Genomic DNA, 26,315 nt, shown 5'->3' with positions numbered 1-26,315 from the left:
TACATATACGCCCTTTTATTTTTATATAATGCATCTTTATCCTTCTTCATTTCTGTATACACTAATCTTCTTATTAACATAACCATTTACGAAAAAAGCGAATAGTAACAGTATTACAAGCGAACTACTTAACAAGTAAATTAAATCAAACGTAATATCAATCATCATTTCATTCATGTATACCAGGCTCCTTTTTATTTAAATTAAAAGTATATTTTGATAGACTAATCTACTAAACATAGACATCTTACAATTCATCTTCAGTCAATCTCTTTGTAGTATATGTATACCCTTCCTAACCTTTTCTAAACGTAAAAAACTATACTTATATTTTTTCTTATTTATATGTTTAACATTTTTTAAAACGGGTATGTTTATATTGTTATGCTTACTATATGGAAAGGAATATTGCAATGAACGCCATTCACTCTACTACTATTTCTTATAATGAAACGCCTACAATAACTCAGATTCATCATTTTTACGCTTTAATGACAACATTTCAAACGAACTTGTTTATAAGTAAACACGGAACACTTACTTCTATTAAAAACTTAAGCACATTAGTATCCTTTTTCCTTACGGTAAAAAAGAGAGAGCTTGTATTATTTATTTTTGAAGGAATAGATGCAAAAAGAGCTTTAAGAACACTCTTCCCTTCTTAGAATGTTTGTTATCCTCTATTCCCTCGTTTACTACCTTTCATATATGTTTTTATATTTCAAAATGATTTCCTCTATTAAAAAAGAACCCCCTAATACAATAGGGGGATTTCTAGTTTGGCCTTATGAAAACTGATATAATATATATTACGTTTTTCATTCTTTAAAATAGAAAAGTTTTAATAACCTTGAAGGTAGGAATTTTTAATGAACTCGAAAGCAAAATTTAGTATTCGCTACAAAATTATGGCTGGTTATTTAGTTATCATTTTGTTCTTACTTGTTTCTTTCATTATGTTAAACAATGAGATTTCCAGCTTACAAAAATCTCGCAATTTTATTATTGATCACGATTTTAAAGTTCTCAATTTAACGAATCAAGTGGAGAAAGAGTTACTAACAATTGAAAATAAAGCGAAAGGGTTTATCATTTCTAATAACCCTACTTACGTGCAATCCCTTAACTCTGCGGAAAAGGATTACGAAAAACATTTTCAAGACCTTTTTTCTTTATTAGAGGATAACCCCTCTCAGCAAGAAAAATTAAAACAGATTAACGAAAACATTACTAGTTGGATTAATAAAGAGATTCACTCACTTATTACAAATAATAATAGTAATAATGTACAAACAATCGACACGACTCAAATTCAGTCATTACAGTCGCAGCTAACTAACTTCCGGAGCACTGAGGAGCAACTAACGAAAAAAAGAGCTGCACAATTAGATATTGAAAATAATAAATTAGAGATTTGGTTATACAGTTTATTGTTCTTACTTTCTTGTATTTCCATTATCGTTTCACTCTATATTTCGAATTCCATTACAAAAACGATTAAAAATGTAATTCAAGCTATTACATCAATTTCTTCTAAAGAAAAAATTACGGAAAGAATTCATGTAAATACACATGATGAAATAAAAGATCTTGCTCATACAACAAATCACCTACTAGATGAAATATCGAAAAGAGAGTGGTTACAAACTGAGCTTGCAGAATTAATTTTAATGTATCAAGGTGTATCTTCTATTGAGATGTTAGGTAAAAAAATTCTTAGTGGAATTATACAAAAAACGCAAACTTCTTGCGGTGCATTTTATGTACGTGAAGAATATGAAGAAACTGTCTACTATGTGAAAAAAGCTTCTTTCGCCGATCAAGGTACTGATATTGGAAAACAATCTATTAAAATGGGTGAAGGTTTCATTGGACAGTCTGCCTTAGAAAAGAAAAGTTTTATTCTCAGGGACATACCAGAAGATTTTCGTTACGTTACTACTGGCTTATTAGAAATACGTCCTAAAAATCTACTAGTCATCCCTATCTTATTTGAGGATGAAGTGATTGCAGTAATGGAGTTAGTAAGTGTAACTGAGATTTCAGACTTACATCAAGATTTAATTCAACAAACTATTGATAATCTAGGTTTAACAATCCATAGCATTATAGGACGTATGCGAATTCAAACTCTTTTACATGAATCACAAGCAATGACAGAAGAGTTACAAGTTCAATCAGAAGAATTACAAACGCAAGCGGAAGAACTACAAATGCAAGCGGAAGAATTACGAACAACGAATGAACAATTAGAGTCTAGAACTGAAGAAGCTGAGCAGAAGACAGCTGACTTACAAATTACCAAATCAGAATTAGAAGAAAAAGCAAGCGAGTTGTTACGCAGCTCAAAATACAAATCAGAGTTCCTAGCAAATATGTCACATGAATTACGCACACCGTTAAATAGTATTTTACTATTATCTGAAATGTTAAGAGAAAATCATGATAATCATTTATCGGATGATGAAATTGAACTAGCAACTGTCATTCATTCATCAGGGAAAGACTTACTTACTTTAATTAATGACATACTAGATTTATCTAAAGTAGAAGCAGGCAAACTAGACATCATTTTTGAAGCAACGAACATAAGTGACATGGCAGCCAATATGCATCAAAACTTTTTACATATAGCTGCAAAAAAAAATGTCGAATTTACTATTGAAGACAGTGACACGATTCCAGATTTGTTTTATACAGATGCAAAACGGATTGAACAAATTATTAAAAACTTACTATCCAATGCATTTAAATTCACGGAAAAAGGATCCGTTTCTTTACATTTCGATTCAATAGAAACAAACAATTTAAGTCATGATATGCAGTCTATAAGTAAAGATTGGATTACAATTTCAGTAAAAGATACTGGTATTGGTATCGCTAAAGAACAGCATCAACTTATTTTCGAAGCCTTTCAACAGGCAGATGGAGCAACAATTAGGAAATATGGTGGTACAGGCTTAGGGTTATCTATTTGTAAAGAGTTTGCTAGATTGTTAGGTGGTTGGATTACATTAGAGAGTAATGTAGGAGAAGGTAGTACTTTCACGGTATATATTCCTAACCTTCCAAATGGCTTAAATGAAATCCAAGTATCCAATTTAGAAGTCGCAGCAACGATAGAAGATGTTATTCCTGCTGAAGTTATTGAGGAAACTATCGTTACTACCGAAACAAATAACGTCTTCCAAGAGAAAACCATTTTAATTGTCGATGATGATCATCGAAATATATTTGCGTTACAAAATGCATTAAAAAAACAAAATGCCAACATTATTACTGCCCAAAACGGCATAGAGTGTTTAAAAATACTAAAAAGCAATACAAATATTGACCTTATTTTAATGGATATTATGATGCCGAATATGGACGGTTATGAAACGATGGAAAATATCCGAATGAATTTAGGGTTAAATGAAATACCTATTATCGCATTAACTGCTAAAGCAATGCCAAATGATAAGGAAAAATGTTTATCTGCTGGCGCTTCAGATTATATAAGTAAACCATTAAATCTACATCAACTCTATTCGGTAATGAGTGTATGGTTAATAAAATAAGTGAGGTTTAGTTGGAGTGGAAAATAAGTATTATAATTTTGATCCATCAGTAGATACGGATGAGCGCACGAACTTAGAAATTGAATTACTATTGGAAGCGGTATTTAAACTATCAGGATTTGATTTTCGTCAATATGCTCGCACATCTATTTATAGAAGGATTTGTAATCGAATGCAGCTCTCTAATATCCCAACCATTTCAAAATTAATTGAAAAAGTAATTCACGAGGAAGGGGTTTTAGAACAGTTATTAAATGATTTCTCGATTAATGTAACTGAGATGTTCCGTAACCCTGCCTTTTTTAAAGCGCTTAGAGAGCATGTTATTCCTGAATTAAAAAAGCATCCTGAAATTAGAATTTGGCATGCTGGATGCGCAACTGGTGAAGAAGTATTATCAATGTCTATCTTACTTCGCGAAGAAGGATTAAGTGAAAAGTCGGTTATTTACGCAACAGATATGAATACAAATGTGTTAGAAAAAGCAAAACAAGGCATCCTCCCGTTAAATAAAATGCAAACTTACACGAAAAACTATTTACAAGCTGGCGGTACACAAGCATTTTCTAACTATTATTCAACAGATAATCGTTTTGCTTATTTTAATCCATCACTTTTACAAAACATTATTTTTGCACAGCATAATTTAGTAACCGATCAATCGTTTAACGAGTTTCATATTATACTTTGTCGTAACGTTTTAATTTACTTTACAAGTAAACTTCAAAACCAAGTTCAGCAACTATTTTATGAAAGTTTAAGTCACAATGGATTTCTATGTTTGGGGAATAAAGAAACTCTTCGTTTTTCAAATATAATGCCGCATTATACCCAATTTAATCCTAGCGAACAAATTTATCAAAAAATACAATAAAAAGCGTATGAAATCCTCTGTTTGGATTTCATACGCTTTTTATTTCGCATTCGTTTTTATCATAATGAGACACATATCATCTGATTGTGTTTTCTTCTGTTCTTCCTTATAAAACCCTTCTATCTCTTCTTCTAAATCTCCCCATTTTCTTTCTGTAAAAGCACGTAATTTCTCTTCAGACTCAAATTCATCATTTGCAATTGCTTCAAGAACACCATCTGTAAATAATAATATTTGAGCGTTCTTATTAAAAGGTATGACTGTCTTTTCTACCTTTATTTCATCAAAAAACCCTACTGCACAACTCCCGCGATTCAGTTCAACTACATTTGTTTCATCAACTAAAACATATCCAGCAGGATGTCCTGCATTCACATATTCAATCGTTCTATCTTCTGTATTAACAACTAAGTATATGGCCGTAAAATAATATGGAATATTATCATTGTCATTATGTAAAAGGGTCATATATTTATTTAATTCTTTAATGACGAGTTCTGGATCAATTAAACATTTAATTGTTTCGCGTAATACAGAAGAAATAAACATACAAACTAATGAAGCAGATATACCATGTCCCATCACATCTAATAATATAATACCGTAGCGATTTTCATCGATTTTGTACCAATAATACATATCTCCAGCTAGTTTGAATGACGGTAAGTAACTTGCTTCAATTTTTATATGATCTTCTCTTAATGGGCTACTTAATAAGTTTCTTTGTACTTGTGTAGCTAAATCTAGTTCATTCCGAAGATTTTCTTCTTGTTCTTTATGCCAATTTAATTCCGATTTCAAGCGTAATGCTACACGCATACGCGCTAATAGTTCAACTTTATTTATAGGTTTCGTAATATAATCCATTGCCCCCATATCAAGAGCTTCGGCTAATTTATTTGCATCCTCTAAAGCTGTAACAAAAATAATAGGGATATCTTTAAACTTCTCCTCTTTTTGTAATCGCCTACAAACTTCAAGTCCATCAATTTCAGGCATCATAATATCTAATAGTATTAAGTCAATTTCATTATGCCTGGAAGAATCTTTTCCAAACTGTATGTATTCGAAGAGCTCTTGTGCAGAATTGAACGATACAAGATCATGATATCCGGCTTGTTTTAAAATTTTCTCAATTACAAATATGTTAACCGGATTATCATCAACAATTAAAATGGACACAAGTTATTTCCCCTTTTCTTATTTAAAATGTAAATCTATTATAATTTTCTATTTTTCTAGTATTACATACTCAGTTACAAAATGAAAATTTCGTACTCAAACATATTTATAGAACAAAAGAACAAACCCCTAGAAATAGGAATTTGTTCTTTCACTCTATAAATTTCCACTTTTAATTTAACACCATTGCTTTATCATTTAAAAGACGATCTAATTCTTCCATATGATTTGTTTCATCTGCAATCATATCTTCTAGTTTTACAACTAACTCTGTCATATTTAATTTCGCTGCCTGTTCTTTTCTCGTTTCATAACGCTTAATTGTTTCATATTCTGATTGTCTAGCGGATTCTAACATTTCTCGAACATCTTCCACTTGTTTCACTGGTAAAGGGATCGTAGTAGGTGTACCACCTAGCGTCTTAATTTTCTCCGCTAAATATAGGGCATGTCCTTGTTCATCGCTAATTTCAGATTCAAAGAAAGGTTTTAACACTTGTCTATATATACCAGAAACTGTAGCAGCATTATGGTTATACATAATAATCGCCGAGTATTCTCCTGCTAAATCTTCATTCAATCCTTCTATTAGTTCTTTCACATCGTGTGACATTTTAATATCTCCTCCTATACTTAATAACTACCCCTTTTCTCATGTTTTAAACATCATTATTTTAATTTTTTATGTATCTAAAAACGCGGCTTGCTTCAATTTACTTATCGCTTGTCTTTTAATACGAGAAACGTGCATTTGTGAAATACCTAATCGTTCCCCTGTATCTTTTTGATTTAAATTTTCTCCAAATATATAATGAATAACACTCTTTTCTGTCTCATTTAATACGTTAAAAATATCCTCTAAAACGAGACGCCTTTCTGTCTGTTCATATCCTTGCTCTACTTCACCTACAGATTCAATTCTCGCTACCGAACTTCCATCAGATGAATTTTCAACTACATCATCTAAGGAAGATACTCGATAATTATTTTTCGCATCCATAATTTCTAGCACTTCCTCTTCGGATAGTCCTAAATGATCCGCAATCTCTATAATCTTCGGTGAACGCTGCAGGTGATCTGTTAACTCCTCTATCGCAAGTTTAATTTTCCCACCCAAATCTTTAATTCGCCTTGGAACGTGAATGCCCCAAGTTTTATCACGTAAATACTTCTTTATTTCTCCTACTATCGTAGGTATTGCAAACGGCTCAAAAGCATTCCCTATCGAATAATCATACCTTCTTATTGCGCCTAAGAGCCCTAACATCCCTACTTGTATAATATCCTCATGCATAGGCCCGCCTCTTGAATAACGATATGCAATGGAATATACGAGATTTTTATAATGATTAACTAATCTTTCCTGTGCTTCATCACATTGGTTTTGTTGGAACTCTGCAATTAGCTTAATAACGTCTTCTTTAGTAAGATTTGTAGGTTGAGATTGGATTTCCATCATTCTCCACCTGCTCTCTTTGTATATATTTTGTCATTAAAACCGTCATGCCCTCATCATGCATGATTTGTATATCATCCATTAACGTATTGATTAAATATAAACCTAAACCATTTTCCGGCAAATGTTCTACTGGTTTACTAATATCATACGGACCAACTTTCCTTTTTAAGTTATTAAAATCAAAGCTAACCCCATTATCAGCAACCATAATTTCTAATCGATCTTCATATAGACCAAAGACAATTGTAATTTCTCCAACATCTTCTTTGTATGCATGTTGTACAATGTTTGTACATGCTTCACTAATAGCAATTTTCATATCTTCTATATCGTCATAAGCAAAGCCCATTCGGTTCGCAACACCAGCCATCGTTAAACGAATAATAGCCACATATTCTGCTTTTGCAGGAATTTTCATTTCTATCTTTTCAAATTTCTCCATCATCCCTAGTCACCTTCTTTCTACTTTTTCAAAATCGGAATTCAAATTTAATATTTCTGTTAGTCCTGTAATATCAAATAATCTTTTTAGTCTTTTAGATACACCAATAAACTCTAGTTTGCCATCATTTTTCTTAACTGCTTTTAATAGCGCTATAAAAACACCTAAACCGGTACTATCCATATAATCTACGTTATGAAAATCTACTACAATATGAACTTCTTTTTCGCTTGCAATAGGCATCATCTTATTTTTTAAATCTGATGCCGTATATGCATCAATCTCACCATTAAGTTGTACCGTATAACCTACATCATTTTGCAAAATATTTATTGCCAAATTCATCATTTCCGCCCCCTTATCTCAAACTACTACTATGTTAATTACCCATAAAAATTAATTTTAAACATATTTTTTTATTTTCATTATAAATAAATTTTCTACACCTTTCTCGGCTTAACACTTAAAAAATACTACTAAATGTTTAAACCTTATAAATTTGTGTATGTATAATGTATAAACATTATTTTTAGGGGGATCTATCTATGGAAGAGCACAACTTTAAAAAGGGAGATTTCGTTCAATTTTCTTATCGACACGATCATGCTACAAAATTAGTTGGTTCCATTATTAACATACTGACGAATACAATTGTAGTTGATATAGGTAATAGTGAGGACTTATCTCATATAGAACCAAGGCAGGTCGTAAGGATAAATAATTGTGAAAAAGTAACGATGGTTTAATACATAATAGAAAGTGTAATTTCAAAGAGTGGGGGTTCTTCATCCCCCACTCTTTCCTATGCAGATTACATAAAAAAAGCATCCAAATTATTTTAATTGGATGCTTTTTTATGTATATTTATCACTCTTTTAACTTTATAGTTATATATAATAAACTTAAGATTATTATTCATTATCATACTTACGCTTTCCGTAGCATTCTAGAGAAGAATGTAACGATTAAAATAAAGACGATTGCACCTAATAACGCTGGAAGAACAAAAATGCCTCCCCATTCAGGGCCCCAGTGACCAAATAACGCACTACCTACCCAAGATCCGATTAATCCAGCAATTACATTACCAACTATACCTAAAGGAAAGTCTTTTCCTGTAATCATTCCAGCTAACGCACCAATAAGTCCACCTACAATACACGTAATAATAAGTCCCACAATTAAACCTCCTATATTGTTTTTATATTTGATTTATCAAGCTTTGGTATGTAACCAAAGCTTGATAAACATGTATTATTCTTTATTATCCAATCCATCACTTATCTTTTGTTTCACTTTTCCGACTTTTTCTTTTATCGTTCCCTTGGTCTTCTCCCACTTCCCTTCATTTTTCAACTCTCTATCTTCTGTAACTTCACCAATTCCTTCTTTTACTTGTCCCTTTTTCTTTTCAACTTTACCCGTAATTTGTTCTTTTAGCCCGCTCTCACTCATATTTCCAATCTCCTTTTCGTAATAGATTTATAGATTTAAAGGATACAAATTTAAAGAGAATATGTGCATCTTCTTTCTTGTAGCCATTCACCGACTCTTTCTAAATCCTTAACGAATAACAAGATTTTTCCTTCATCCAGCTTTTCTTCATAAAAGTTAGCTTCTTCCTCATTAAGTCCTAACTCTTGCATCTTATTTCTTAACTGATCTCCCGTTTTTTGAAAGACATTAATAATGCTTGTCCCAAGTCCCTCCTCTTTTATTCCAATTGTATTCACGTCTGCATTATCTGCGATTCTATCTGTCCTTTCTTTCTCATGTGTTAATACGTAAATATCTTTTTGGTCTATTCCTTTCTTCACGAGATCATTCGCCGCATTCATGACCTCTTTCTCCGTAATAAATTCATATACAAAAGGTTTACTATACTTCGTTTCCATCTTTAACTTCCTCCTTTAAAATGAATTATTTGTTATATTATATGTAGTACACCCATTTTCCCAATGTTAAACATAAAATATGAAAAAAGTTATGTGAATTTTGATTTTAATAGAAAATGAACAACATCATTTACCACTTTAAAACATCTTCTCCTTACAATAACTATATAAATTAACTGAAAATTGTTATAATTAAACTTAAGGAGGGATACTATGAAAAAAATCATATCTATATGCGCTCTATCTTTCACTTTAATAGGCTGTACAAACACCTCTGCTACAGATAAAACTTCGCAGGCTAAGCAAGAACATACACAAAATACATTTCAATCAAATTCCGCTAATATTACAGACATTGAAATAATGAAAACAACAAATAATACTATTTCCAAATCTCAAACAGACAATGAAGAAATGATAAAACCTATCGTTTCGGCAGTTCAAAATGGAACCTCGAAAACAATTACATTAGATCAAAAAAAGCGAGAATCTGTGCATTCTACTATAACCGTTACATATAAAGATGACTCAAAAGAAGAGTTTCTTGTGTGGTTTGATAATAAGGAACAAATTACGATTGCTAAAGATGAAAAGAAAGGTACAGTAGAAGCTGTGACATTAAACATGAAACACTCTAAAATGATGAAAGATTTCTTTAAAAATGATAAAACGTAAAAAGGATCTCCTTTAAGGAGATCCTTCTTCTCTTTATACAATTTGCTTTATACAAGCAAACGAAATACATACTATTGTTATGCTCCTTATCATCCGAAGAAGAAATATTAATTATATATTATGGAGACGGTTATTTACTCTTTAATTATATGACTATCGTTAATATTGATTTGCTAAATCGTGCTGTCCTATGTACCGATGATGACACTAAATTTTTTTATATAGTTGATGTTAAGTAAAGGAAGTAGCTTTACATCCTACTTCCTTTGCTTAACCATTTCCATATTTAGACTTTTATAAAATCTATTTAAGGTCTAATTTTGCTAAATCATGTTGTAAAACATTATTTCCTTCTTGTGGATTAAATACGATTGCACTAAGACCAAAAACATTCGTAACAACATCTCTATCATTTGGATGAATTATTCTTACTTCGTAAGCAAAAAGTCCTGGAGGAAGAGCTGCCGAACGAAAAGTAACATATTGATTAGGTGCTAATGTTCGTGTAGAAGGATCTACTAATGGTAACAATACAGGAGAACCAGATGACCAATCAAACATTTCAACAGTTACTCTATGAGTATCATCTGGATCAACATTCATAGCATCAACAGTAAGAAATAAAGTAGCAGAATGTCTACGTAATACACCCGTTGATAACGTTTCATTGTAATTTTTACAACATTTTTTAGAAGAATAACCATAGCCATAACTCATATCAATTTCCCCCTTTCATTTACAATTAAGGACAAGCATTCCTTATAATATATAATGCTATTATTATTTTATTGAAAGGTATAATAGCGGAATTTCATCTATATTTTCTAATATTTAAGTTTACGTTTGTTCACTCGTATTGAAAATAAAGTGAAACTTTAATCAGTGGGGGTTTTGTTCATCCCCCACTGATTATTAGCCTTCACCAATCGGGCGTTTACGGGCAGCCCGACCCCCACCTAACTTCTTTGCTTCCGCTGAATTTTGAGGTGGGGGTCTTACTGCTCGGCAAATAGCGGGATAAATTTTATATCATTCTTGTCCATGAACTAGTTCCTAAAAGGTCCCTTTTCTACAATAAAAAAAGAGCTGTCCATAAGTCGGTTTCACCAACTTATGAGACAGCTCCTCTTCACTTCACCTTATTTTATCGATGAATCCAAACTGCACCTGCAGACTTGTCTTCTGCTTGGCCTACTACTTCAAACTTTAATCCTAGTTTCGGCAACTTACGTCCTGCATCTGGAATCACGCTGTTGATATACTGCTTAGAATCATCAAATTTCGCAACACCTGGTAATCCTTTATAGTCAAAGATACCGCGAGTTGGCGAATCTACTCTCCATGCTGGTGTTTGATCGAATGAGAATGCAGCATCAGCAATTTGATAACGCGTACTGCTCTTCACAGTCGGTTGTCCATTTAATGTCCCTACGATTGCCTCTGGATGAGAATCTACTACTCCTAAGAATCCTTCACCTGGATGAACCCCTACCCAGTTATCTGTAAAGCTTTGATCCGCATACCATACAACCATTCCTGTATTAAATACTGGACCACGCGCATGTTGTAAAGCCGTGTCAGAACCAGCGTAATTTCTCCACTCTACATAGTAGTTATGTTTCTTCTGTTCAAATCCGTTAGACACCGTAAATCCTTTTAGTGTCATTGCTGGTTGGCCTTCTGCATCATCTGAGAAAACAACTTTTCCATTTACAGTTAATGCAGCATTATCTAATGCAAATCCTTTATAAGCTACTGCAATATCTGTTAAATACTCAAATTGCAGTTTTACTTTTTTCCCTTTGAATTGGCTTAAATCGTATGATTTATCAACCCACTTACCATCAGTTGTATCCACGCCGCCTTTTACATCTTTTTCGCCCATTCTATCAATGCGTGTCTTCGTTCCATCTTCTGCAATCGCATATACGTCAAGGAAATCATACTTCGCTTCCAGTTCGTAGAATGCCTTATAATCAAACTTAGCATCCGTTGCATTTGTTAAGTCAAATACTGGTGTCTCAAGTGTTGTATGAATGTCATTTCCTTTTGTGCTGTAGTAAAACTTCTTACCAAATGCCGATTCAATATTTTTAATATCTTTATCCGGTAAGTTAACACGAACGATTCCTGGTCGTTTTGATTTTGTAACACTTTGATCTAAATATGTTGCAACACCGACTCCCGTGCGAAGTTTATCGTAATCTACCTCAACGATATTCGCCCAATTGCCCTTCATATTCTTTTGGAAAAACTCTTTATTTTGTGGTGAGAAACTTGTTGGCTCTGTTCCTGCAATTTTTCCAGCCCAGCTACCGCCACTCATAATAGACCAAGACTCAACAGGTTCACCTTGTCCTGAGTACTTCGTATCGTACTCATCTGGTAAGCCTAAATCATGACCATACTCATGCGCAAACACACCAACCGCTCCATCTTCAGGCTCGATTGTATAATCGTATGCAGCCATCTTTCCGCCCCAATTTGAAACAGAAGATTTTGTGCCATCAATCGCATATGGTTTTGACCCAAGTTTTGAACGATGAGACCAAATTGCATCATCTTTCAATTTACCGCCACCAGCTTCTTGACCAACACCAGCATGTACAACCATTAAATGATCAATAATGCCATCTGGCTCGTTTTTATTTCCATCACCATCTTGATCGTATTGATCAAATTGATCATAGTCTGCTAAATTGATCCCTTTTGCTACCGCTGCTTTTAATGCTTCTTTCACAAAATCACGTGGCCCTAAAGGACCTTTGTTATCATGACCAGTTCCAGCATCCGCACCATAATCTGAAGCTTTTCCTGGAACAGTAAGCCATTCCGTTACAGTTCCATCAACTGTGTAGCTACCACCAGATTGTTCTTCATAATATTGTTTAAATGTGTTAATCTTCGATCCATCAAATAACGTAAACGGTTCATCACCAAATAACATTTTTTGATAATGTTCACGATTGAAGTCCTTAGAATACATGTATCCTGGCTCTTGATCAATATTGTTATGCTTAAAATCGCTAAATTCTACGAGTAAAACAAGTACTTTATCTTTTCGGACAGCTCCATTGTACTCAGCTTGCTTCGCTGATGTAGTAGGTACTTTTCCATTTAATTTCCCTGGATTTAATCCTGCACCTTGTCCAGCTACTGGTCCTACTTCTGGCTGCTGCGCCTGTTCATTTTCCTTCATTTTTGAATCTTTTACTTTTTTCATAAAATCAGAAGCTTCTTGCGTAAGACTATCTCCTGTCAAGACTTCTTTCCCAGGGTTTTCCCCTTTCTTGTTCTCAACATATTTTTCGACAGCCTTTGACGTCTCCGCTTGTGATGCAGATTGATCAATTACGCCCCGTTGTTTTAGCGCTTCTGCCAAACGCTCCTCCGGTATTAAATGCTCATCTATCGATAGAGATGATGGCGTATCAGCATACGCTGCATGACTTCCAAAAGCAAAACTACTACTTAGTACTGCCGCTGTTGCTAAAACTGATAATGGTTTTAACTTCTTATCCTTTTTCAATGCATTTCCTCCCCAGTGTCTGCAAATTATCGTTTTTTTGTCGATAACAACATAATATTCGTTATAATACGAATATTCAATCTTTTTCAATAGACAAAATGTTGAGAAATATTTTTTTGTGCAGGATGAAATACGTAAGATAGCAAAATACAAAGGTTCTGCTTGTTTATGTTTTTTAAATTTTGCATATAACCATAAAGTGGGATCACTTGTTCTTTCAAATTGATAGCGATGGAGTAAAATGCTTATTTACAATACTAAGGAAATACAACATACAAACAGGCTGTTATTTGTTTTAAGTACAATAGTCATACTTGCTCGATGCACTTATTTTTTGGCAATAAATAAATGATCACCATCTAAGGAATCTTATTTATATTCTAATTACCTTTTAAATTATCAGAAAATTATTGAAAAAGTTTTTTTTGCTATCTATCACTCTATCACACTTAATTTCTTGCTAGTATATACATATCAATATACAAATAAATATAGTAGAAAGCGGGGAGAATTATGGTAAGTCATCTAAAAACAAAAGATATAATCACACAACTTTTAAATAATTGGTATCAAGAGATACGTGCCCAGCACCTAAAAGAAGCAAAACATTTAAAAACAGAGATTGATACACACATAAAAAGTATTAATGAAGATCCAAATTTACTATTCCATTACTCACTTCTTACTTTTCGCTTTAAAGTTTTGCTCGATCATTTAAGCATCACACCCACAAGCTTCCAGGCAATTGATTCACTGGATATACAAAAAAATGAATCGTTGTCTTATTATTATCACTTTTTCAAAGGGATTCATGCCACACTAATTTCCAACAACAATGAAGCCTGGAAATACTACGAAAAAGCCGAAACACTATTACAACATATTCATGACGATCTTGAAATAGCCGAGTTTAGCTATCGTTTTGCTAACTTCTATCTTCATACCTATCAACCTCTATTAGGAATTCAACATGTGACTAAAGCTAAAGAAATCTTCTCTAAACATAATGGCTATGAAAATAATGTTGCCGCTTGTGAGAACTTATACGGTTTAGCATGTATTGATATAAAACAATTCCCTGTAGCAGAAGAAAAATTTAATTCTGCAATAGATATTTTACGTAAAAATAATGAGGATTCCCTAATATTAAGAGTCCGCAATAATTTAGGTTTTTTATATAGTAGCCAAAACTTATCCGCTTTAGCAATTCGACACTTATCAGAAGTAACAACTAAAAATCCAGAGCATTTTAGGGCCATCTTCCTTAAAGCTAGAGAACATTTAAAGATTGGGGAACTTGAACAGTCGGCCGAGTTAATCGAACGAGGATTAGCAATTTGTGAGAAGCTAGACAATAAAGAATACCTATATCATTTCAAACTTTTAGATTGTATAAATAAAGGTGTTTCAGCTGCTATTCTCGAAGAATTATCTTTGGAAGCTATCTCATTTTTCGACACACAACAACTCTATACTTACACACAAGAATACACTGAAAAATTAGCAATCAAGTTTTACGAAGAAAGCGACACTGTAAAAGCTAGTAAATACTTTTATATTAGTCATCAAGCTAAAGAAAAAACTTTTGAAAAAGGAGCGTTAAAATAATGAAAAAACTTTTTGGAACGATTTTAGGTTTATCACTTTCAGTTGCACTATCTATTGGATTAGCATTCCCTTCACAATCAGATTCTAAGAAACAAGTTGATTCGACTAAATCTAGTACAATTATGTACATGCAATCCAGCCACGGTGACTCCTGGTAATACAAAGAGTTTTTTATCTGTTACCATCATTAATTAAGAAAAGGGCACTCCCTCAATGGAGTGCCCTTTTCCTAATTAATAGACAACATATAGCAGACTACTTATTAACTTCAGCCCATTTAACCTTGAACTCCGCACCGAAATCATTTGCGCAACACGTTCGAAAATATAAATCTATGATGTTAGAAACAGACTAATCGATCTGTTCTTGTTGTTTCAATTTCATACTAAAAAGGAATGTGTTGTATCATGTTGAAAACATAATTTATAACCAAATCGATTTACTTTCATTTACTTTTAAATAAAGATTAAAGAGAGCTTTTAAATCCATCTTTATTCTAAAGCTACAAACGAGCATACATTATGCTCGTTTTTCAATTGGTAGTTTAAATGTAAAAGTACTGCCTTCCCCTAATTTACTTTCAACGGTAATTTCTCCTCCGTGTAGTTCGACAATCCATTTTACCATCGACAATCCTAAACCTGTGTTTCCAATATTTGAAGATGTTCGCGCTGCATCAACTCGATAGAAACGTTCCCATATTTTCGTAATATGTTGCTCGCTGATGCCTATGCCATTATCGGAGACTTTACCTATTATGTTCGTTCCATCACGGCACAGTTGTATATTCACACTACCATTCTCTTTACCATAAGCAATCGCATTCGTTAATAAATTCATTAACAAACGCATCATCAATGTTTGGTCTGCTTTCATAAACAGGTCTTCCTCTATATTGGTTGTTATATCAATCGAAGCTTCTTGAACCATTAATGAAAGTTCTTCTACAACGATTTCCGTTAATTCACTCATATTGATACATTCAAATTGAAAAGTATCATGCTTTCCTTGGTCAACTCTTGCTAATAATAACAGTTGCGAGATTAACGAGGACATTTTACGCGATTGTCTTAAAATTACTTCTAACGATTCTTCCATTTCTTTCGGATTATGCTTCTGCGATAAAGCGTATTCGCATTGCGAAATAATAACAGATGTTGGTGTTCTTAATTCATGAGATGCGTCAGATGTAAATTGTTTTTCACTTTCAAATGATGTCTCCAACCGCACAAACATTTTGTCAAAGGTTTGTGCTAAATGATACATTTCGTCTTTCGATGAACCTTGTAAGTTAATCCTCTTCGAAAGGTCTTTACCATCACCAATTTCACTCGCTGAATCACTCATTTGTTTCACAGGTCGAAACGCTCTTTTCGTAATAAAATAGCCGCCCACTGCCGCAATGAGAATAAGTAATGGAAAGGTAATGAGTGTTACCAAAACAATCGTACTCATCGTTGATGACAATTGATTCATGGTCATGATTCCACGAACCCAGACTTGCTCATCCCCGCCCGCATGATAGAGAAAATCATATACGATCCATTCTTTATTACCATTTTTAATGATTTGTATTTCATCGGATTTAAGCAATCCCTTTTTATTAAAGCCGGCCGGATTATGTCCTGCCAGTAGCTCACCTTGCTTACTATAAATGAGTATATTTACTCCATCTTCTAAAGTTTCAAATTCATCGTCAATCTTTAACTGTCCATGCTTATATTTAATATCTTCAATGCTATCTTTCACCGTGCTCTTTAATTGATTTTTCATATTAAAAAGCACAACTTTATCTGAAGAAGTTAAAATAAAAGCTAACACGAGTGCCATAATAATTACAACTAACCCCGTATACCACAGGGTTACTTTCATTTTTATTGATAGTTTTTTCATGATTCTACTCGCAATACGTAACCAGTGCCTCGCACCGTATGAATTAACTTCGTTTCAAACTGGCTATCAATTTTTTTACGAAGGTATCGAACGTAAACATCAATAATATTTGAGCCACCTTCATAGTCGTAATTCCACACATGTTGCTCAATTTTATCTCGTGTCAACACAACTTCTTTATTACGAATCATATATTCTAAAATAGCAAATTCTTTACTGGAAAGATTAATAACCTGGTCTCCCCTTGTTACTTTATGCATATTGCAATCCACCACTAGATCCGCAATTTCAAACACATTAGAGGTATTCCCTGTTTTTCTTCGCATCAACACTCGAATTCTTGCTAATAGTTCATCAAAAGCAAATGGCTTTACTAAATAATCATCCGCACCTAAGTCGAGTCCTTTTACGCGATCATCAATTGTATCTTTAGCTGTAAGAAGCAAGACAGGAGTTGTATTATTGTCTGCGCGTAATCTTTGTAACACTTGTAACCCATCTATTCGGGGAATCATAATATCAAGCACAATCAAGTCGTAAGTAGCCATGCTTATATAATCCAAGGCATCTGCTCCATTCCCACATCCATCGACACTATAATATTCTGCATTTAATCGTTTTACTAATATATTTTGTAAGTCTTGTTCATCTTCGACAATAAGAACTCGCATTAGCATCCTCCTTTTTTCTTATTATATATATCACTATAGTTCCAAAACATTAAAGAAAGATTAGAAACGATTTAATTATATCATTTTATTTTTTGGCACATTAATCTTCCTTTAATGTTTGTTCAGTAATATAAAGGCAAGGATCAGGTGCTCAATTAAAGGGAGGCAAACATAATGAGAAACTGGATGATAATTGGAGCCATGTCTTGTTTATTCTTAACAGCTTGTTCTACTCAAACTGATAAAGATACAGAAGTACAACAACTGAAAGTAGAAAACGATACGTCACAAAAAGAAAGTGCTCAACTACAACAAGAACCAAACAAAACAGGGCCTGCTACGAATGATACTACGCAAACACAAGATTTCAAAAACGAAGTCTCATCTATTGTAGAAAAGGCAAATAATACGAAACCAGTTGGAGCAAAAGAAGAGAACTTAAATACGTACTTAGCAGCAAAAAAAGAAATTGACCAATTAGATGACAAAATAGATCTATCTGATAATCAGCTAGAAGCAGATTATCGCGCTGGAACGATAACTGTTGAACAATATCAAACACAAGAAAGAGTACAAGATATACTTGAAGATCAATTAGAGCAAGCAGAAAATGCACTTGAAGCAAGATTTGGAATAGATGATTAATCATTAAGGAGTGAATGAAAATGTTAAAACATAAAAAGAAAATAATGATAAGTGTAATTGCTACTTTAGTAATTGGTATCGCTATTGTTGGTGGATATTTTGGTATGGGTTACAATTATGCAAAAAAGAATGACAACTACACAGAAAAACAAGTTCGTGAAATTGCTTTAGCACAAACAAATGGAGAAATTATTCATGTGAAAAAAGAATTTGAATTAGAAGATGACAACTTAACACAATCTCAATTCGAATATGAAGTGGAAATCAAGACACCTGATAATCTATTAAATGTTTTAAAAATTAGTGCTAGAACAGGCACAATAGAAATCGATCACGAAGATTAAAAAATATAATTAAGCAACGTGAATTCCATATTTTTAGGAACTCACATGATGGCATTCATGTTAAAAAACAAAAAAACTCTAACTAATTCGTCATGGCGATTTAGTTAGAGTTTTTTTGTTTGAAGTATTCACGAGTATCTACCCTTATCTTTTCAGGTAAAACAATATCAAGTTCTTTATCTAACCATGCAAGAGTCTTTTTACGAAGAAACTCACGCATATGTTCTTCTGCTTCAAGCATTACTAAGTTAATTGTACAAGAAGAATTGCTAGGTTCACAAGAATTGCAAGCCTCGGCCTCGTCTCGATATAGTAGACCATTCTGTACAATATTTTTACATTGAAAAATAGGTTTTGGACCTTCGACAGCTTCTATTACATCCCAAAAAGAAACATCTTCTGGAGACTTAGCTAACCTATACCCGCCCTTTACACCTGGGACAGAATTTACAATGCCAGCTTTAGATAATTTACCGAAAACTTTTGAAAGAAATGTTTCAGAAAGCCCTTGGAACTCTGCCAAATCTTTTATTCCGACACTTTCCTTGGAAGGAGTGTTAATTAAATAAACTAGGCAATGCAAGGCATATTCAACCCCAACACTATACTGCATATACAAATCACCTGCTTTTTATTTTAAGGGTTATCAAATTGTATCTTAGGACCATTTAGAATTTTAGTCAAATAAAAAAAGGCTCTTTTCGAATAGTATGTATTTCGTTTGACAAAAATAATTTCAGAGCTTATATTAAAGACAAAATTAATCGACGATTAACTTTGTCGACAATTAAAACATAAAAACTTTTAAAAAGGGGAAATACAAATGAACAAAACACTTATCATAAACGCACATCCAAAAGTGGATGATACATCATCAGTCAGCATTAAAGTTCTTAACCATTTTTTAGTATCTTATAAAGAATTAATTCCTAATAATGAACCGATTGAACAAATTAATTTATACGATGATATAGTACCAATGATAGATAAAACTGTTTTAAGTGCATGGGAAAAGCAAGGAAATGGACAAAAGTTAACTGATGAAGAACAAAAAGTAACAGAGCGTATGTCCGAAATTTTACAACAATTTAAAAGTGCAAATACGTATGTTATCGTATTACCTTTGCACAATTTTAATATTCCATCAAAGTTAAAAGATTACATGGACAATATCATGATTGCACGTGAAACATTTAAATATACTGAAACTGGATCAGTGGGACTACTTAAAGATGGAAGAAGAATGCTTGTTATACAAGCAAGTGGAGGAATCTATACAAATGATGATTGGTATACAGAAGTGGAATACTCTCATAAATATTTAAAAGCAATGTTTAATTTCTTTGGTATTGAAGATTATCAAATCGTTCGTGCACAAGGAACAGCAGTACTAGATCCAAATGAAGTATTACAAAATGTGTATAAAGAAATTGAAGAAGCAGCTTCTAGATTGGCTAACAAATAAAATTTTTCACTGGAAGAATGATGATTATAAATAAAGATCCCCTCCACCTTAAGGCAGAGGGGATTTTCTCATTCCTATTTCAAACTACCCGCAATCTCCGTAAAGATAACCCCAAGTGCATGTGCACCTGCATCCGGATATCCTAAACTTCTTTCGCCAACTGTACCAGCGCGGCCCATGCGAGCTACGATTTCTTTCGTATACTCTGCTCCTTTAACCGCTGCTTCTGCTCCTTTTTCAAAGGCAGTTTTCACGTCTACTTCGTTTGAAGCGCTATCTAACCAAGAGTCTACACATGGAGCAAGTGCGTCAACAAGTGTTTTGTCACCAACTACTGCTCCTCTACCGAACGATCTTTCACCGATAGATTGTATGCCTTGAAGTGCGGCTTGTAGCATTTCAGCGAATTCTTTCACTGTTAGTTCACGTTTTTCGCCTGCTGCTTTACTAGCTGCACGGAATGCACCACCCCAAATTGGACCAGATGCGCCGCCGCAATGTTCCATAATAATCATCGAACAACCGTCAAGGAATGATCCGATCGTTACATTTTCTTGTTCTACAATAGAATGCCACTCACGTTTTAATTGCTTAAATCCTTTCGCAACACTCATTCCGAAGTCGCCGTCACCTGCATGTGTATCTAACTCACAGAACGGTACTTCATTTTTAATAATAATGTCGCTCATTTTATCAACGAGATAAATCATGTTGTTTAATGTAATGACATTATCTTTAATCACAGCGTGCTCTTCCGCTGTTTCTATTTCAAATGAAACTTCTTTCTCTTCTGCCTCTTCAAGTACATTCACGTACTCTACACTTTCAACTGGTCCATCTACTTTAAACGCTGGTGTATTACATTCTTTCGATAGTAATGTTTTTAGCTCATCATCTAACTTCATCACTGTTAAAGACATACCAGCCATATCAATACTCGTCATATAGTTACCGACGAATACTCTATTAATTTTAATGTTTCTAGCAGCTAATTCTCTCGTAACTGCGTTATTAAATAAGTATAGTTCTTGCAGTGGTGTACCACCAAAACCATTTACTAGAAGCGCAATTTCCTCGCCATCTTTTACTCCTAAATCTTTTATTAAATCATTTGTCATACGGTTAGCTAACTCATCAGCTGACATCGTTTTTTCACGCTTAATTCCTGGTTCGCCGTGAATACCAACGCCGTATTCCATTTCATCTTCCGCAAGTGTGAAAGTAGGTGATCCGCTCGCTGGAACTGTACAAGACGTTAACGCTAAACCGATTGTACGCACGTTAGCCGCTGCTTTTTCCGCTACAGCTTTCACCGCGCCTAAATCCATACCTGCTTCCGCTGCTGCGCCGGCAATTTTATGAACGAGAATAACGCCCGCAACGCCGCGGCGTCCTACTGTATACAGACTATCTTCTACCGCAATATCATCGTCAACTTTTACGTAATCGACTTCAATTCCATCTTCCTTCGCTAAATGCGCACCGTTTTTAAAATTCATAATATCGCCGCTGTAGTTTTTAATAATTAATAACGTACCTTTTTTACTAGCTGTCTCTTTAATTGCTTGATATACCTGAATTTGCGAAGGAGAAGCAAACACATCTCCGCACACTGCCGCATCTAACATTCCTTTTCCGACTAGTCCTGCATGTGCTGGCTCATGACCACTACCGCCGCCACTAATTAACGTTACTTTATTTTCATTCATTTCTTTTTTCTTAATTACTTTATATTTTTTCAAAAGCTCAAGCTCTGGGTGAGCCATAACCATTCCGTTACACATTTCCATAACTAATGTTTCTGGTTTGTTTATAATCTTTTTCATTGTGATTCTCCCTCAATTCCTTTAATATATTGTGATATATTTGAAATCTTCTTCTTACTAACCATGTTAAAATGAAAGCGTTTTATAGTAAACGGACAAAATGGACAATCTGTCTAAAGACACCGCTCTCATTTATAGATAGGATTTTTATATTAATAACATTCTAGGGATGATTCAGATGACCTCTTCTATAATTTCTAAAAAGATAATCGCGAACTCATTGAAATATTTAATGGAAACAGAGTCGTTTCATAAAATATCAGTAAGCGATATTATGTTACACTGTCAAATGCGTAGACAAACTTTTTATTATCATTTTAAAGATAAATTTGAACTATTAAGCTGGATTTATAGAGAAGAAACGAAAGAAAACATTATCGACTTTCTCGACTATGAAACGTGGGAAAAAATTTTCGATTTATTATTTGATTACTTTTATGAAAATCAAAAATTTTACCGAAATGCTTTTAAAGTCATTGAACAAAACTCGTTTAATCACTATTTATTTGAGCATACGAAAAACTTATATATGAAGATTATTGATGAACTATCCGTGAGCTGTGGATTCAGCCTTTCTGACGAGACAAAAAATACGATTGCCTCCTTTTATAGTCACGGCTTCGTTGGAACGATAAAGGATTGGATTGAAAGCAAATGCGAAGTAGATCCTTCCATTATGTCTTCTCTCATGAAAAATATGATCAACAATCAATTACTACTATTACTGGAGCAATCAGCAAAGTAATTAAAGGGTGGCAAAAGCAATGAAAAAGATTATGAATGATGTACAACATATCGTTCAAGATATGCTGCATGGCTTTTATTTTGAACATAACGACAAAGTAAATTATGACGAAACAAATAACATCATTTATGTAAAAGATATCGACAAACTAAAGCAAGACGTCGCTATTATAAGCGGCGGTGGTAGCGGACATGAACCTGCTGATATTGGTTATGTAGGAAAAGGAATGCTTACGGCGGCAGTTAACGGAAGTATCTTCACTCCGCCTACAGTCAAACAAATCGTGGCAGCAACTCGCTTAATACCAAAGGATAAAAGTATTTTATTCATCATTAAAAACTTTAAAGATGATGTTGAGAATTTTCTAGCGGCGAAGCAAATTGCCAAAGAAGAAGGAAGACAAATTGACCACATCATCGTAAATGACGACGTTTCAATTGAAGATGATGCTTCTTTTAATAAAAGAAGACGCGGCGTCGCTGGTACTGTTTTCGTTCAAAAAATACTTGGTGCGGCCGCTCTTGAAGGTCATTCTTTAGAAGAACTAACAGCAATTGGCCGTTCTATCACCGAAAACTTACACACATTAGGAGTCGCCCTTTCACCTGCAAACGATCCAGTACAAGGAAAAGCTTCCTTCTCATTAAACGACGATGAAGTCTTTTACGGCGTCGGTATCCACGGTGAACAAGGTTACCGTAAAGAATCGCTATCCTCTTCTGAAATATTAGCGATCGAACTGATGAACAAACTAAAAAGCATTTATCGCTGGAGAAAAGGTGACAATTTCGCCATTCTCATTAATGGACTCGGTGCAACTCCGCTAATGGAACAATACATTTTCGCAAATGATATTCGCCGTTTATGTGAGCTGGAGGGATTACAAATTACATTCGTAAAAGTTGGTACGCTACTTACTTCTTTAGATATGAAGGGTGTTTCGCTCAGTTTGCTTAAGGTGGAGGATTCGGATTGGGTGAAGTGGTTGAAGGAAAATACGGAAACTGCTAGTTGGTAATACAAATAGGATGGCTTCAATTGGCCATCCTATTTTTGTACGAAATTCAGCTATTAAAAAAATCCTGCCCTCAATATGACAGCAAATTTACATTAAAAATGTAAATCCTCATTTCCCTCGTATTTTCTTTTATTAAATCTTTTTCTTATGAACAATTCTGCAACAAGTAAATTGGGTACCCATGCTAACCAAGCAATAATAGCGTAACTAAGTTCAAACCGCTCTATTCCAAATAGAACTATAAACAACGGTAGCCAAATTCTTAATGTAACTGCTCCAAAGGTTAAAGAATAATTCCTAATCATCCAGTTCCGATGCTCTTTAATTTTTTTATTCTTAACTCTATGTAACGCTTGATATGCTGATGTTAGCCAGAATACAGATAACAAACCAAAACCTAGCTTCGCTACCAATCCTCCCGTAGCATAAAAGGATAGATATAGTCCAGAAACGCCTCCTAATAATACACCAACCAGATAGATTCTCCCAACTATTCGATGACGGTTGATATTCCTTTCTCTAAATCTAGTGGATAATGTAAAAGGACCAATTACTAATGCTACTATACTAGTTGTAATATGTATAAATAGCATCATATACCAGAACGCACTTAATTTAGATCCAAACATAAGCTTCGCTTTTACAAGCCCTGTTTGAAATCCATCCATAATAAAATATTGGACAACAACATAGCCAGTTACTAAAAGAGCAAAAAAAGTAACTACAAACCAAATTTTCCTGTTCAAATTTTACTGCCTCCTTATTACATTAAGGAATTAGATTATTCATTACTGTTCATTCTAGGGAAAAATAGAAAAGCCTTCTTTACTGATTTATTCAACACATTGTTTTTATAAAGTGAAACTTTAATCAGTGGGGATTTTACGGGCAGTTGACCCCCGCCCTAACTTCTTTGCTTTCGCTGAATTTTGAGATAGGGATCTTACTGCCCGGCAAATAGCGGGATAAACGAGATCGTATCTCATTGAAGGATTACAGGTCCCCAGGATAATAAATGAACATCATACCTACAAATGAACACACTAAACAAAAAACAGCCTCGTATTTTATAACTAAAGAAGAGTTGGTATCAAACTTTTTTTCTTCTTTTGTAAATATCATTTTAAATAAAACTCTATATAATACATACCCAATAATCGCCCCGAGAGTATTCGTAAATAAATCATCGATATCTGTAATTCTATTATTTAGTAATTGATTTAACTCAATTGCCAATGAAAAAAAGAATCCCGCACATACGGTATTTTTCATTTTTCTAAACTGCGACCAAATAGTCGGTAATAAAAAACCTAACGGCATAAACAGTACAATGTTCAAAAGGTATGCAGTACTACCTGCAGTATCAAATAAAGTCAAGTTAATTTGACTTACACGAATCCACGTTTCGTACCTACTTATATCCCATACAGTCGCGATCTGCGTCACCCCATACACTAGCGAAAGGTAAAACAGAAAAACATACACCCATAGAAAATGCCGAATAGATATAATTCTTTTCGCTTTAAAATAAAATCCAATGTGAAACACAATACAAAAAATGGTAGTAAAAAAATAAGTATACAAATAACTAATCAAAACTCCTGTATGCATGTAGAATCCCCTAACTTTACATTTTCATCTATGACTTTGTCGTTTTTAGTCTCCTTCTTGATGTAACTCATTTATAGGATAGGAAAAACTTTTAAAATAAAAAGTGGGGGAAACATAAAATTTTTCTTAAATCTTCAGTTGAGTTTTATTATTACTCTTCTTAGGAATCTGCCATTGATAGCTAGGCAACAACATGCTTGAACGTAACAAGATTATCATTTTTGCACATAATCCTCGTAGTACTTTAATCGATGAAACATATATAAAATCATGTGAATCGTTTGTTCAGTTAAAACATGAAATTAAGAAATATATGACGTACTATAATCACTCTTGCTATCAATAGAATTTAAAGAAGATGACTCCTGTTTGCATACAGAAATCATCTTTTTTAGGTTACCTAACTTTTTTTAGAATGTCCTTTACAAAGAGTACAGATCAAGAACACCTTATGCCTATTCAAAGGGATCAACTATACATTCTTTCCTTAAAATCACCAAAACCTATTTACAAATCTATAAAAGTAGATATAATATCCTTATGGAACCTTTATTAATTTATAAAGCATTGTCAAATGAAACAAGATGTCAAATTTTATCATGGTTGAAAAATCCAGAAAACTATTTCGATGAAAAACCTTATCTAGAGCAAGGCCTTAACTTTCAAGTTGGCGTATGTGTAGGAGATATCCAGCTTAAAACTGGCTTAGCCCAATCGGTTATTTCTAGTTATTTATTAACTATGAAAAAAGCAGGACTACTAGACTCTGACCGAATTGGAAAATGGACTTACTATCGTCGAAATGAAAAAACAATACGAGAGTTTTCTGAATACGTCCAAAACGAATTATAAAGTGAAAGCTAATAATCAATT

General features: G+C 33.6%; 30 protein-coding genes and 2 pseudogenes. 15 read left to right on the top strand and 17 right to left on the bottom strand.

Annotated elements, in window-relative coordinates; genetic code table 11:
• Nucleotides 1-36: 36 nt before the first annotated feature.
• Nucleotides 37-177, bottom strand: a complete 141-nt coding sequence (locus tag JDS98_RS24120) for a hypothetical protein (RefSeq protein ID WP_001004563.1) — start codon at nucleotides 175-177, stop codon at nucleotides 37-39.
• Between the two features lie 236 nt (nucleotides 178-413).
• Between JDS98_RS24120 and JDS98_RS24115 the strand changes: the two genes are divergently transcribed.
• From JDS98_RS24115 to JDS98_RS24105, 3 genes are all read left to right on the top strand, one after another.
• Entirely contained in the window at nucleotides 414-665 is a 252-nt protein-coding gene (locus JDS98_RS24115; protein ID WP_000991353.1) for a hypothetical protein, read from the top strand.
• A 204-nt stretch (nucleotides 666-869) separates the two neighbouring features.
• Nucleotides 870-3,560: an ATP-binding protein gene (locus JDS98_RS24110; RefSeq protein WP_097958784.1), complete on the top strand. Its 2,691-nt coding sequence runs from the start codon at nucleotides 870-872 to the stop codon at nucleotides 3,558-3,560.
• A gap of 16 nt (nucleotides 3,561-3,576) precedes the next feature.
• Nucleotides 3,577-4,434, top strand: coding sequence for a CheR family methyltransferase (locus JDS98_RS24105; RefSeq protein WP_097958782.1), 858 nt, complete (start codon nucleotides 3,577-3,579; stop codon nucleotides 4,432-4,434).
• Between the two features lie 39 nt (nucleotides 4,435-4,473).
• Here JDS98_RS24105 and JDS98_RS24100 read toward each other — a convergent pair whose 3' ends face one another.
• The 5 genes from JDS98_RS24100 to rsbV all read right to left on the bottom strand — a co-directional run bounded on the left by JDS98_RS24100 (nucleotide 4,474) and on the right by rsbV (nucleotide 7,865).
• Entirely contained in the window at nucleotides 4,474-5,616 is a 1,143-nt protein-coding gene (locus tag JDS98_RS24100) for a fused response regulator/phosphatase (protein ID WP_199634430.1), read from the bottom strand.
• Nucleotides 5,617-5,788: 172 nt separating this feature from the next.
• The gene (locus JDS98_RS24095; RefSeq protein ID WP_000017755.1) at nucleotides 5,789-6,229 is read right to left on the bottom strand and encodes a ferritin-like domain-containing protein; all 441 of its coding nucleotides are present in this window, start codon (nucleotides 6,227-6,229) and stop codon (nucleotides 5,789-5,791) included.
• A 69-nt stretch (nucleotides 6,230-6,298) separates the two neighbouring features.
• The gene (sigB, locus tag JDS98_RS24090; protein ID WP_043321481.1) at nucleotides 6,299-7,075 is read right to left on the bottom strand and encodes an RNA polymerase sigma factor SigB; all 777 of its coding nucleotides are present in this window, start codon (nucleotides 7,073-7,075) and stop codon (nucleotides 6,299-6,301) included.
• Nucleotides 7,038-7,520 carry an anti-sigma B factor RsbW gene (rsbW, locus tag JDS98_RS24085; protein ID WP_097958781.1) on the bottom strand — a complete coding sequence of 161 codons (483 nt, stop codon included), beginning with the start codon at nucleotides 7,518-7,520 and terminating at the stop codon, nucleotides 7,038-7,040. Before rsbW ends, sigB begins: the two co-directional genes overlap by 38 nt.
• Nucleotides 7,521-7,526: 6 nt before the next feature.
• Nucleotides 7,527-7,865, bottom strand: coding sequence for an anti sigma b factor antagonist RsbV (gene rsbV / locus JDS98_RS24080; protein ID WP_002038093.1), 339 nt, complete (start codon nucleotides 7,863-7,865; stop codon nucleotides 7,527-7,529).
• Between the two features lie 197 nt (nucleotides 7,866-8,062).
• On the opposite strand from rsbV, the gene JDS98_RS24075 reads away from it, so the two are divergent.
• A complete protein-coding gene (locus JDS98_RS24075) occupies nucleotides 8,063-8,263 on the top strand; it encodes a hypothetical protein (protein WP_000391008.1) in 201 nt (66 codons plus the stop codon).
• Nucleotides 8,264-8,444: 181 nt separating this feature from the next.
• Here JDS98_RS24075 and JDS98_RS24070 read toward each other — a convergent pair whose 3' ends face one another.
• The 3 genes from JDS98_RS24070 to JDS98_RS24060 all read right to left on the bottom strand — a co-directional run bounded on the left by JDS98_RS24070 (nucleotide 8,445) and on the right by JDS98_RS24060 (nucleotide 9,412).
• Nucleotides 8,445-8,696, bottom strand: coding sequence for a GlsB/YeaQ/YmgE family stress response membrane protein (locus JDS98_RS24070; protein WP_000522903.1), 252 nt, complete (start codon nucleotides 8,694-8,696; stop codon nucleotides 8,445-8,447).
• Between the two features lie 75 nt (nucleotides 8,697-8,771).
• Nucleotides 8,772-8,972: a CsbD family protein gene (locus tag JDS98_RS24065; protein ID WP_000004263.1), complete on the bottom strand. Its 201-nt coding sequence runs from the start codon at nucleotides 8,970-8,972 to the stop codon at nucleotides 8,772-8,774.
• Between the two features lie 50 nt (nucleotides 8,973-9,022).
• Nucleotides 9,023-9,412 (bottom strand): YflT domain-containing protein, encoded by a 390-nt coding sequence (locus tag JDS98_RS24060; protein ID WP_000448810.1) that lies wholly within the window; start codon nucleotides 9,410-9,412, stop codon nucleotides 9,023-9,025.
• A 213-nt stretch (nucleotides 9,413-9,625) separates the two neighbouring features.
• On the opposite strand from JDS98_RS24060, the gene JDS98_RS24055 reads away from it, so the two are divergent.
• Together JDS98_RS24055 and JDS98_RS30380 are read left to right on the top strand one after the other, a co-directional pair.
• Nucleotides 9,626-10,087, top strand: a complete 462-nt coding sequence (locus tag JDS98_RS24055) for a hypothetical protein (RefSeq protein WP_097958779.1) — start codon at nucleotides 9,626-9,628, stop codon at nucleotides 10,085-10,087.
• A 71-nt stretch (nucleotides 10,088-10,158) separates the two neighbouring features.
• A pseudogene (locus JDS98_RS30380) lies at nucleotides 10,159-10,326 on the top strand (YolD-like family protein); the annotation flags it as partial.
• Nucleotides 10,327-10,390: 64 nt separating this feature from the next.
• On the opposite strand, the gene JDS98_RS24050 reads toward JDS98_RS30380, so the two are convergent.
• Both JDS98_RS24050 and JDS98_RS24045 read right to left on the bottom strand, forming a co-directional pair.
• Nucleotides 10,391-10,804: a BtaA family protein gene (locus JDS98_RS24050; RefSeq protein WP_000120220.1), complete on the bottom strand. Its 414-nt coding sequence runs from the start codon at nucleotides 10,802-10,804 to the stop codon at nucleotides 10,391-10,393.
• A 427-nt stretch (nucleotides 10,805-11,231) separates the two neighbouring features.
• The gene (locus tag JDS98_RS24045) at nucleotides 11,232-13,616 is read right to left on the bottom strand and encodes an immune inhibitor A domain-containing protein (protein WP_097958778.1); all 2,385 of its coding nucleotides are present in this window, start codon (nucleotides 13,614-13,616) and stop codon (nucleotides 11,232-11,234) included.
• Between the two features lie 513 nt (nucleotides 13,617-14,129).
• Between JDS98_RS24045 and JDS98_RS24040 the strand changes: the two genes are divergently transcribed.
• The gene (locus tag JDS98_RS24040) at nucleotides 14,130-15,224 is read left to right on the top strand and encodes a response regulator aspartate phosphatase (protein ID WP_199634429.1); all 1,095 of its coding nucleotides are present in this window, start codon (nucleotides 14,130-14,132) and stop codon (nucleotides 15,222-15,224) included.
• Nucleotides 15,224-15,382 (top strand): hypothetical protein, encoded by a 159-nt coding sequence (locus JDS98_RS24035; RefSeq protein WP_000732343.1) that lies wholly within the window; start codon nucleotides 15,224-15,226, stop codon nucleotides 15,380-15,382. The genes JDS98_RS24040 and JDS98_RS24035 overlap by 1 nt, the downstream gene beginning before the upstream one ends.
• Before the next feature lie 361 nt (nucleotides 15,383-15,743).
• Here the strand turns inward: JDS98_RS24035 and JDS98_RS24030 are convergent, their stop codons facing one another.
• Nucleotides 15,744-17,117, bottom strand: coding sequence for a sensor histidine kinase (locus JDS98_RS24030; RefSeq protein ID WP_097958775.1), 1,374 nt, complete (start codon nucleotides 17,115-17,117; stop codon nucleotides 15,744-15,746).
• Nucleotides 17,114-17,788 (bottom strand): response regulator transcription factor, encoded by a 675-nt coding sequence (locus tag JDS98_RS24025; protein WP_001264538.1) that lies wholly within the window; start codon nucleotides 17,786-17,788, stop codon nucleotides 17,114-17,116. Before JDS98_RS24025 ends, JDS98_RS24030 begins: the two co-directional genes overlap by 4 nt.
• 174 nt (nucleotides 17,789-17,962) lie before the next feature.
• Here JDS98_RS24025 and JDS98_RS24020 point away from each other — a divergent pair, with 174 nt between their 5' ends.
• Nucleotides 17,963-18,433: a hypothetical protein gene (locus JDS98_RS24020; protein ID WP_097958773.1), complete on the top strand. Its 471-nt coding sequence runs from the start codon at nucleotides 17,963-17,965 to the stop codon at nucleotides 18,431-18,433.
• Nucleotides 18,434-18,453: 20 nt separating this feature from the next.
• On the top strand, nucleotides 18,454-18,777 hold the full coding sequence (locus tag JDS98_RS24015; RefSeq protein WP_000912146.1) for a PepSY domain-containing protein: 324 nt from the start codon (nucleotides 18,454-18,456) through the stop codon (nucleotides 18,775-18,777).
• 100 nt (nucleotides 18,778-18,877) lie between these two features.
• Here the strand turns inward: JDS98_RS24015 and JDS98_RS24010 are convergent, their stop codons facing one another.
• A complete protein-coding gene (locus tag JDS98_RS24010) occupies nucleotides 18,878-19,390 on the bottom strand; it encodes an RrF2 family transcriptional regulator (RefSeq protein ID WP_001200345.1) in 513 nt (170 codons plus the stop codon).
• A gap of 210 nt (nucleotides 19,391-19,600) precedes the next feature.
• Here JDS98_RS24010 and JDS98_RS24005 point away from each other — a divergent pair, with 210 nt between their 5' ends.
• Entirely contained in the window at nucleotides 19,601-20,242 is a 642-nt protein-coding gene (locus JDS98_RS24005) for an FMN-dependent NADH-azoreductase (RefSeq protein WP_097958771.1), read from the top strand.
• Between the two features lie 74 nt (nucleotides 20,243-20,316).
• Here JDS98_RS24005 and dhaK read toward each other — a convergent pair whose 3' ends face one another.
• Nucleotides 20,317-22,068 carry a dihydroxyacetone kinase subunit DhaK gene (gene dhaK / locus JDS98_RS24000; RefSeq protein ID WP_097958770.1) on the bottom strand — a complete coding sequence of 584 codons (1,752 nt, stop codon included), beginning with the start codon at nucleotides 22,066-22,068 and terminating at the stop codon, nucleotides 20,317-20,319.
• A 178-nt stretch (nucleotides 22,069-22,246) separates the two neighbouring features.
• On the opposite strand from dhaK, the gene dhaS reads away from it, so the two are divergent.
• Both dhaS and dhaQ read left to right on the top strand, forming a co-directional pair.
• Entirely contained in the window at nucleotides 22,247-22,813 is a 567-nt protein-coding gene (gene dhaS, locus JDS98_RS23995; protein ID WP_199634428.1) for a dihydroxyacetone kinase transcriptional activator DhaS, read from the top strand.
• Between the two features lie 19 nt (nucleotides 22,814-22,832).
• Nucleotides 22,833-23,831: a DhaKLM operon coactivator DhaQ gene (gene dhaQ, locus JDS98_RS23990; RefSeq protein ID WP_097958768.1), complete on the top strand. Its 999-nt coding sequence runs from the start codon at nucleotides 22,833-22,835 to the stop codon at nucleotides 23,829-23,831.
• A gap of 92 nt (nucleotides 23,832-23,923) precedes the next feature.
• Here dhaQ and JDS98_RS23985 read toward each other — a convergent pair whose 3' ends face one another.
• A complete protein-coding gene (locus tag JDS98_RS23985) occupies nucleotides 23,924-24,577 on the bottom strand; it encodes a DUF2306 domain-containing protein (RefSeq protein WP_199634427.1) in 654 nt (217 codons plus the stop codon).
• 247 nt (nucleotides 24,578-24,824) lie between these two features.
• Nucleotides 24,825-25,442 carry a VanZ family protein gene (locus tag JDS98_RS23980; RefSeq protein ID WP_142345882.1) on the bottom strand — a complete coding sequence of 206 codons (618 nt, stop codon included), beginning with the start codon at nucleotides 25,440-25,442 and terminating at the stop codon, nucleotides 24,825-24,827.
• A 244-nt stretch (nucleotides 25,443-25,686) separates the two neighbouring features.
• Between JDS98_RS23980 and JDS98_RS30375 the strand changes: the two are divergent.
• Nucleotides 25,687-25,788 (top strand): annotated as a pseudogene (locus tag JDS98_RS30375) (TetR family transcriptional regulator); the annotation flags it as partial.
• A 194-nt stretch (nucleotides 25,789-25,982) separates the two neighbouring features.
• On the top strand, nucleotides 25,983-26,294 hold the full coding sequence (locus JDS98_RS23975; protein WP_000433545.1) for an ArsR/SmtB family transcription factor: 312 nt from the start codon (nucleotides 25,983-25,985) through the stop codon (nucleotides 26,292-26,294).
• Nucleotides 26,295-26,315 lie beyond the last annotated feature (21 nt).

Origin of the sequence: Bacillus cereus group sp. N11 (assembly GCF_016483605.1) — a bacterium.
GTDB lineage: Bacteria > Bacillota > Bacilli > Bacillales > Bacillaceae_G > Bacillus_A > Bacillus_A toyonensis.
This window is presented reverse-complemented; position numbering and strand designations above follow the sequence as displayed.

Bases quoted from the DNA above. Each gene is read 5' to 3' on its own strand.
- JDS98_RS24120 (WP_001004563.1), bottom strand. From the start codon at position 177: ATGAATGAAATGATGATTGATATTACGTTTGATTTAATTTACTTGTTA.
- JDS98_RS24115 (WP_000991353.1), top strand. From the start codon at position 414: ATGAACGCCATTCACTCTACTACTATTTCTTATAATGAAACGCCTACA.
- JDS98_RS24110 (WP_097958784.1), top strand. From the start codon at position 870: ATGAACTCGAAAGCAAAATTTAGTATTCGCTACAAAATTATGGCTGGT.
- JDS98_RS24095 (WP_000017755.1), bottom strand. From the start codon at position 6,229: ATGTCACACGATGTGAAAGAACTAATAGAAGGATTGAATGAAGATTTA.
- sigB (WP_043321481.1), bottom strand. From the start codon at position 7,075: ATGATGGAAATCCAATCTCAACCTACAAATCTTACTAAAGAAGACGTT.
- rsbW (WP_097958781.1), bottom strand. From the start codon at position 7,520: ATGATGGAGAAATTTGAAAAGATAGAAATGAAAATTCCTGCAAAAGCA.
- rsbV (WP_002038093.1), bottom strand. From the start codon at position 7,865: ATGATGAATTTGGCAATAAATATTTTGCAAAATGATGTAGGTTATACG.
- JDS98_RS24075 (WP_000391008.1), top strand. From the start codon at position 8,063: ATGGAAGAGCACAACTTTAAAAAGGGAGATTTCGTTCAATTTTCTTAT.
- JDS98_RS24065 (WP_000004263.1), bottom strand. From the start codon at position 8,972: ATGAGTGAGAGCGGGCTAAAAGAACAAATTACGGGTAAAGTTGAAAAG.
- JDS98_RS24060 (WP_000448810.1), bottom strand. From the start codon at position 9,412: ATGGAAACGAAGTATAGTAAACCTTTTGTATATGAATTTATTACGGAG.
- JDS98_RS24055 (WP_097958779.1), top strand. From the start codon at position 9,626: ATGAAAAAAATCATATCTATATGCGCTCTATCTTTCACTTTAATAGGC.
- JDS98_RS24050 (WP_000120220.1), bottom strand. From the start codon at position 10,804: ATGAGTTATGGCTATGGTTATTCTTCTAAAAAATGTTGTAAAAATTAC.
- JDS98_RS24040 (WP_199634429.1), top strand. From the start codon at position 14,130: ATGGTAAGTCATCTAAAAACAAAAGATATAATCACACAACTTTTAAAT.
- JDS98_RS24035 (WP_000732343.1), top strand. From the start codon at position 15,224: ATGAAAAAACTTTTTGGAACGATTTTAGGTTTATCACTTTCAGTTGCA.
- JDS98_RS24030 (WP_097958775.1), bottom strand. From the start codon at position 17,117: ATGAAAAAACTATCAATAAAAATGAAAGTAACCCTGTGGTATACGGGG.
- JDS98_RS24025 (WP_001264538.1), bottom strand. From the start codon at position 17,788: ATGCGAGTTCTTATTGTCGAAGATGAACAAGACTTACAAAATATATTA.
- JDS98_RS24020 (WP_097958773.1), top strand. From the start codon at position 17,963: ATGAGAAACTGGATGATAATTGGAGCCATGTCTTGTTTATTCTTAACA.
- JDS98_RS24015 (WP_000912146.1), top strand. From the start codon at position 18,454: ATGTTAAAACATAAAAAGAAAATAATGATAAGTGTAATTGCTACTTTA.
- JDS98_RS24010 (WP_001200345.1), bottom strand. From the start codon at position 19,390: ATGCAGTATAGTGTTGGGGTTGAATATGCCTTGCATTGCCTAGTTTAT.
- JDS98_RS24005 (WP_097958771.1), top strand. From the start codon at position 19,601: ATGAACAAAACACTTATCATAAACGCACATCCAAAAGTGGATGATACA.
- dhaK (WP_097958770.1), bottom strand. From the start codon at position 22,068: ATGAAAAAGATTATAAACAAACCAGAAACATTAGTTATGGAAATGTGT.
- dhaS (WP_199634428.1), top strand. From the start codon at position 22,247: ATGACCTCTTCTATAATTTCTAAAAAGATAATCGCGAACTCATTGAAA.
- dhaQ (WP_097958768.1), top strand. From the start codon at position 22,833: ATGAAAAAGATTATGAATGATGTACAACATATCGTTCAAGATATGCTG.
- JDS98_RS23980 (WP_142345882.1), bottom strand. From the start codon at position 25,442: ATGCATACAGGAGTTTTGATTAGTTATTTGTATACTTATTTTTTTACT.
- JDS98_RS23975 (WP_000433545.1), top strand. From the start codon at position 25,983: ATGGAACCTTTATTAATTTATAAAGCATTGTCAAATGAAACAAGATGT.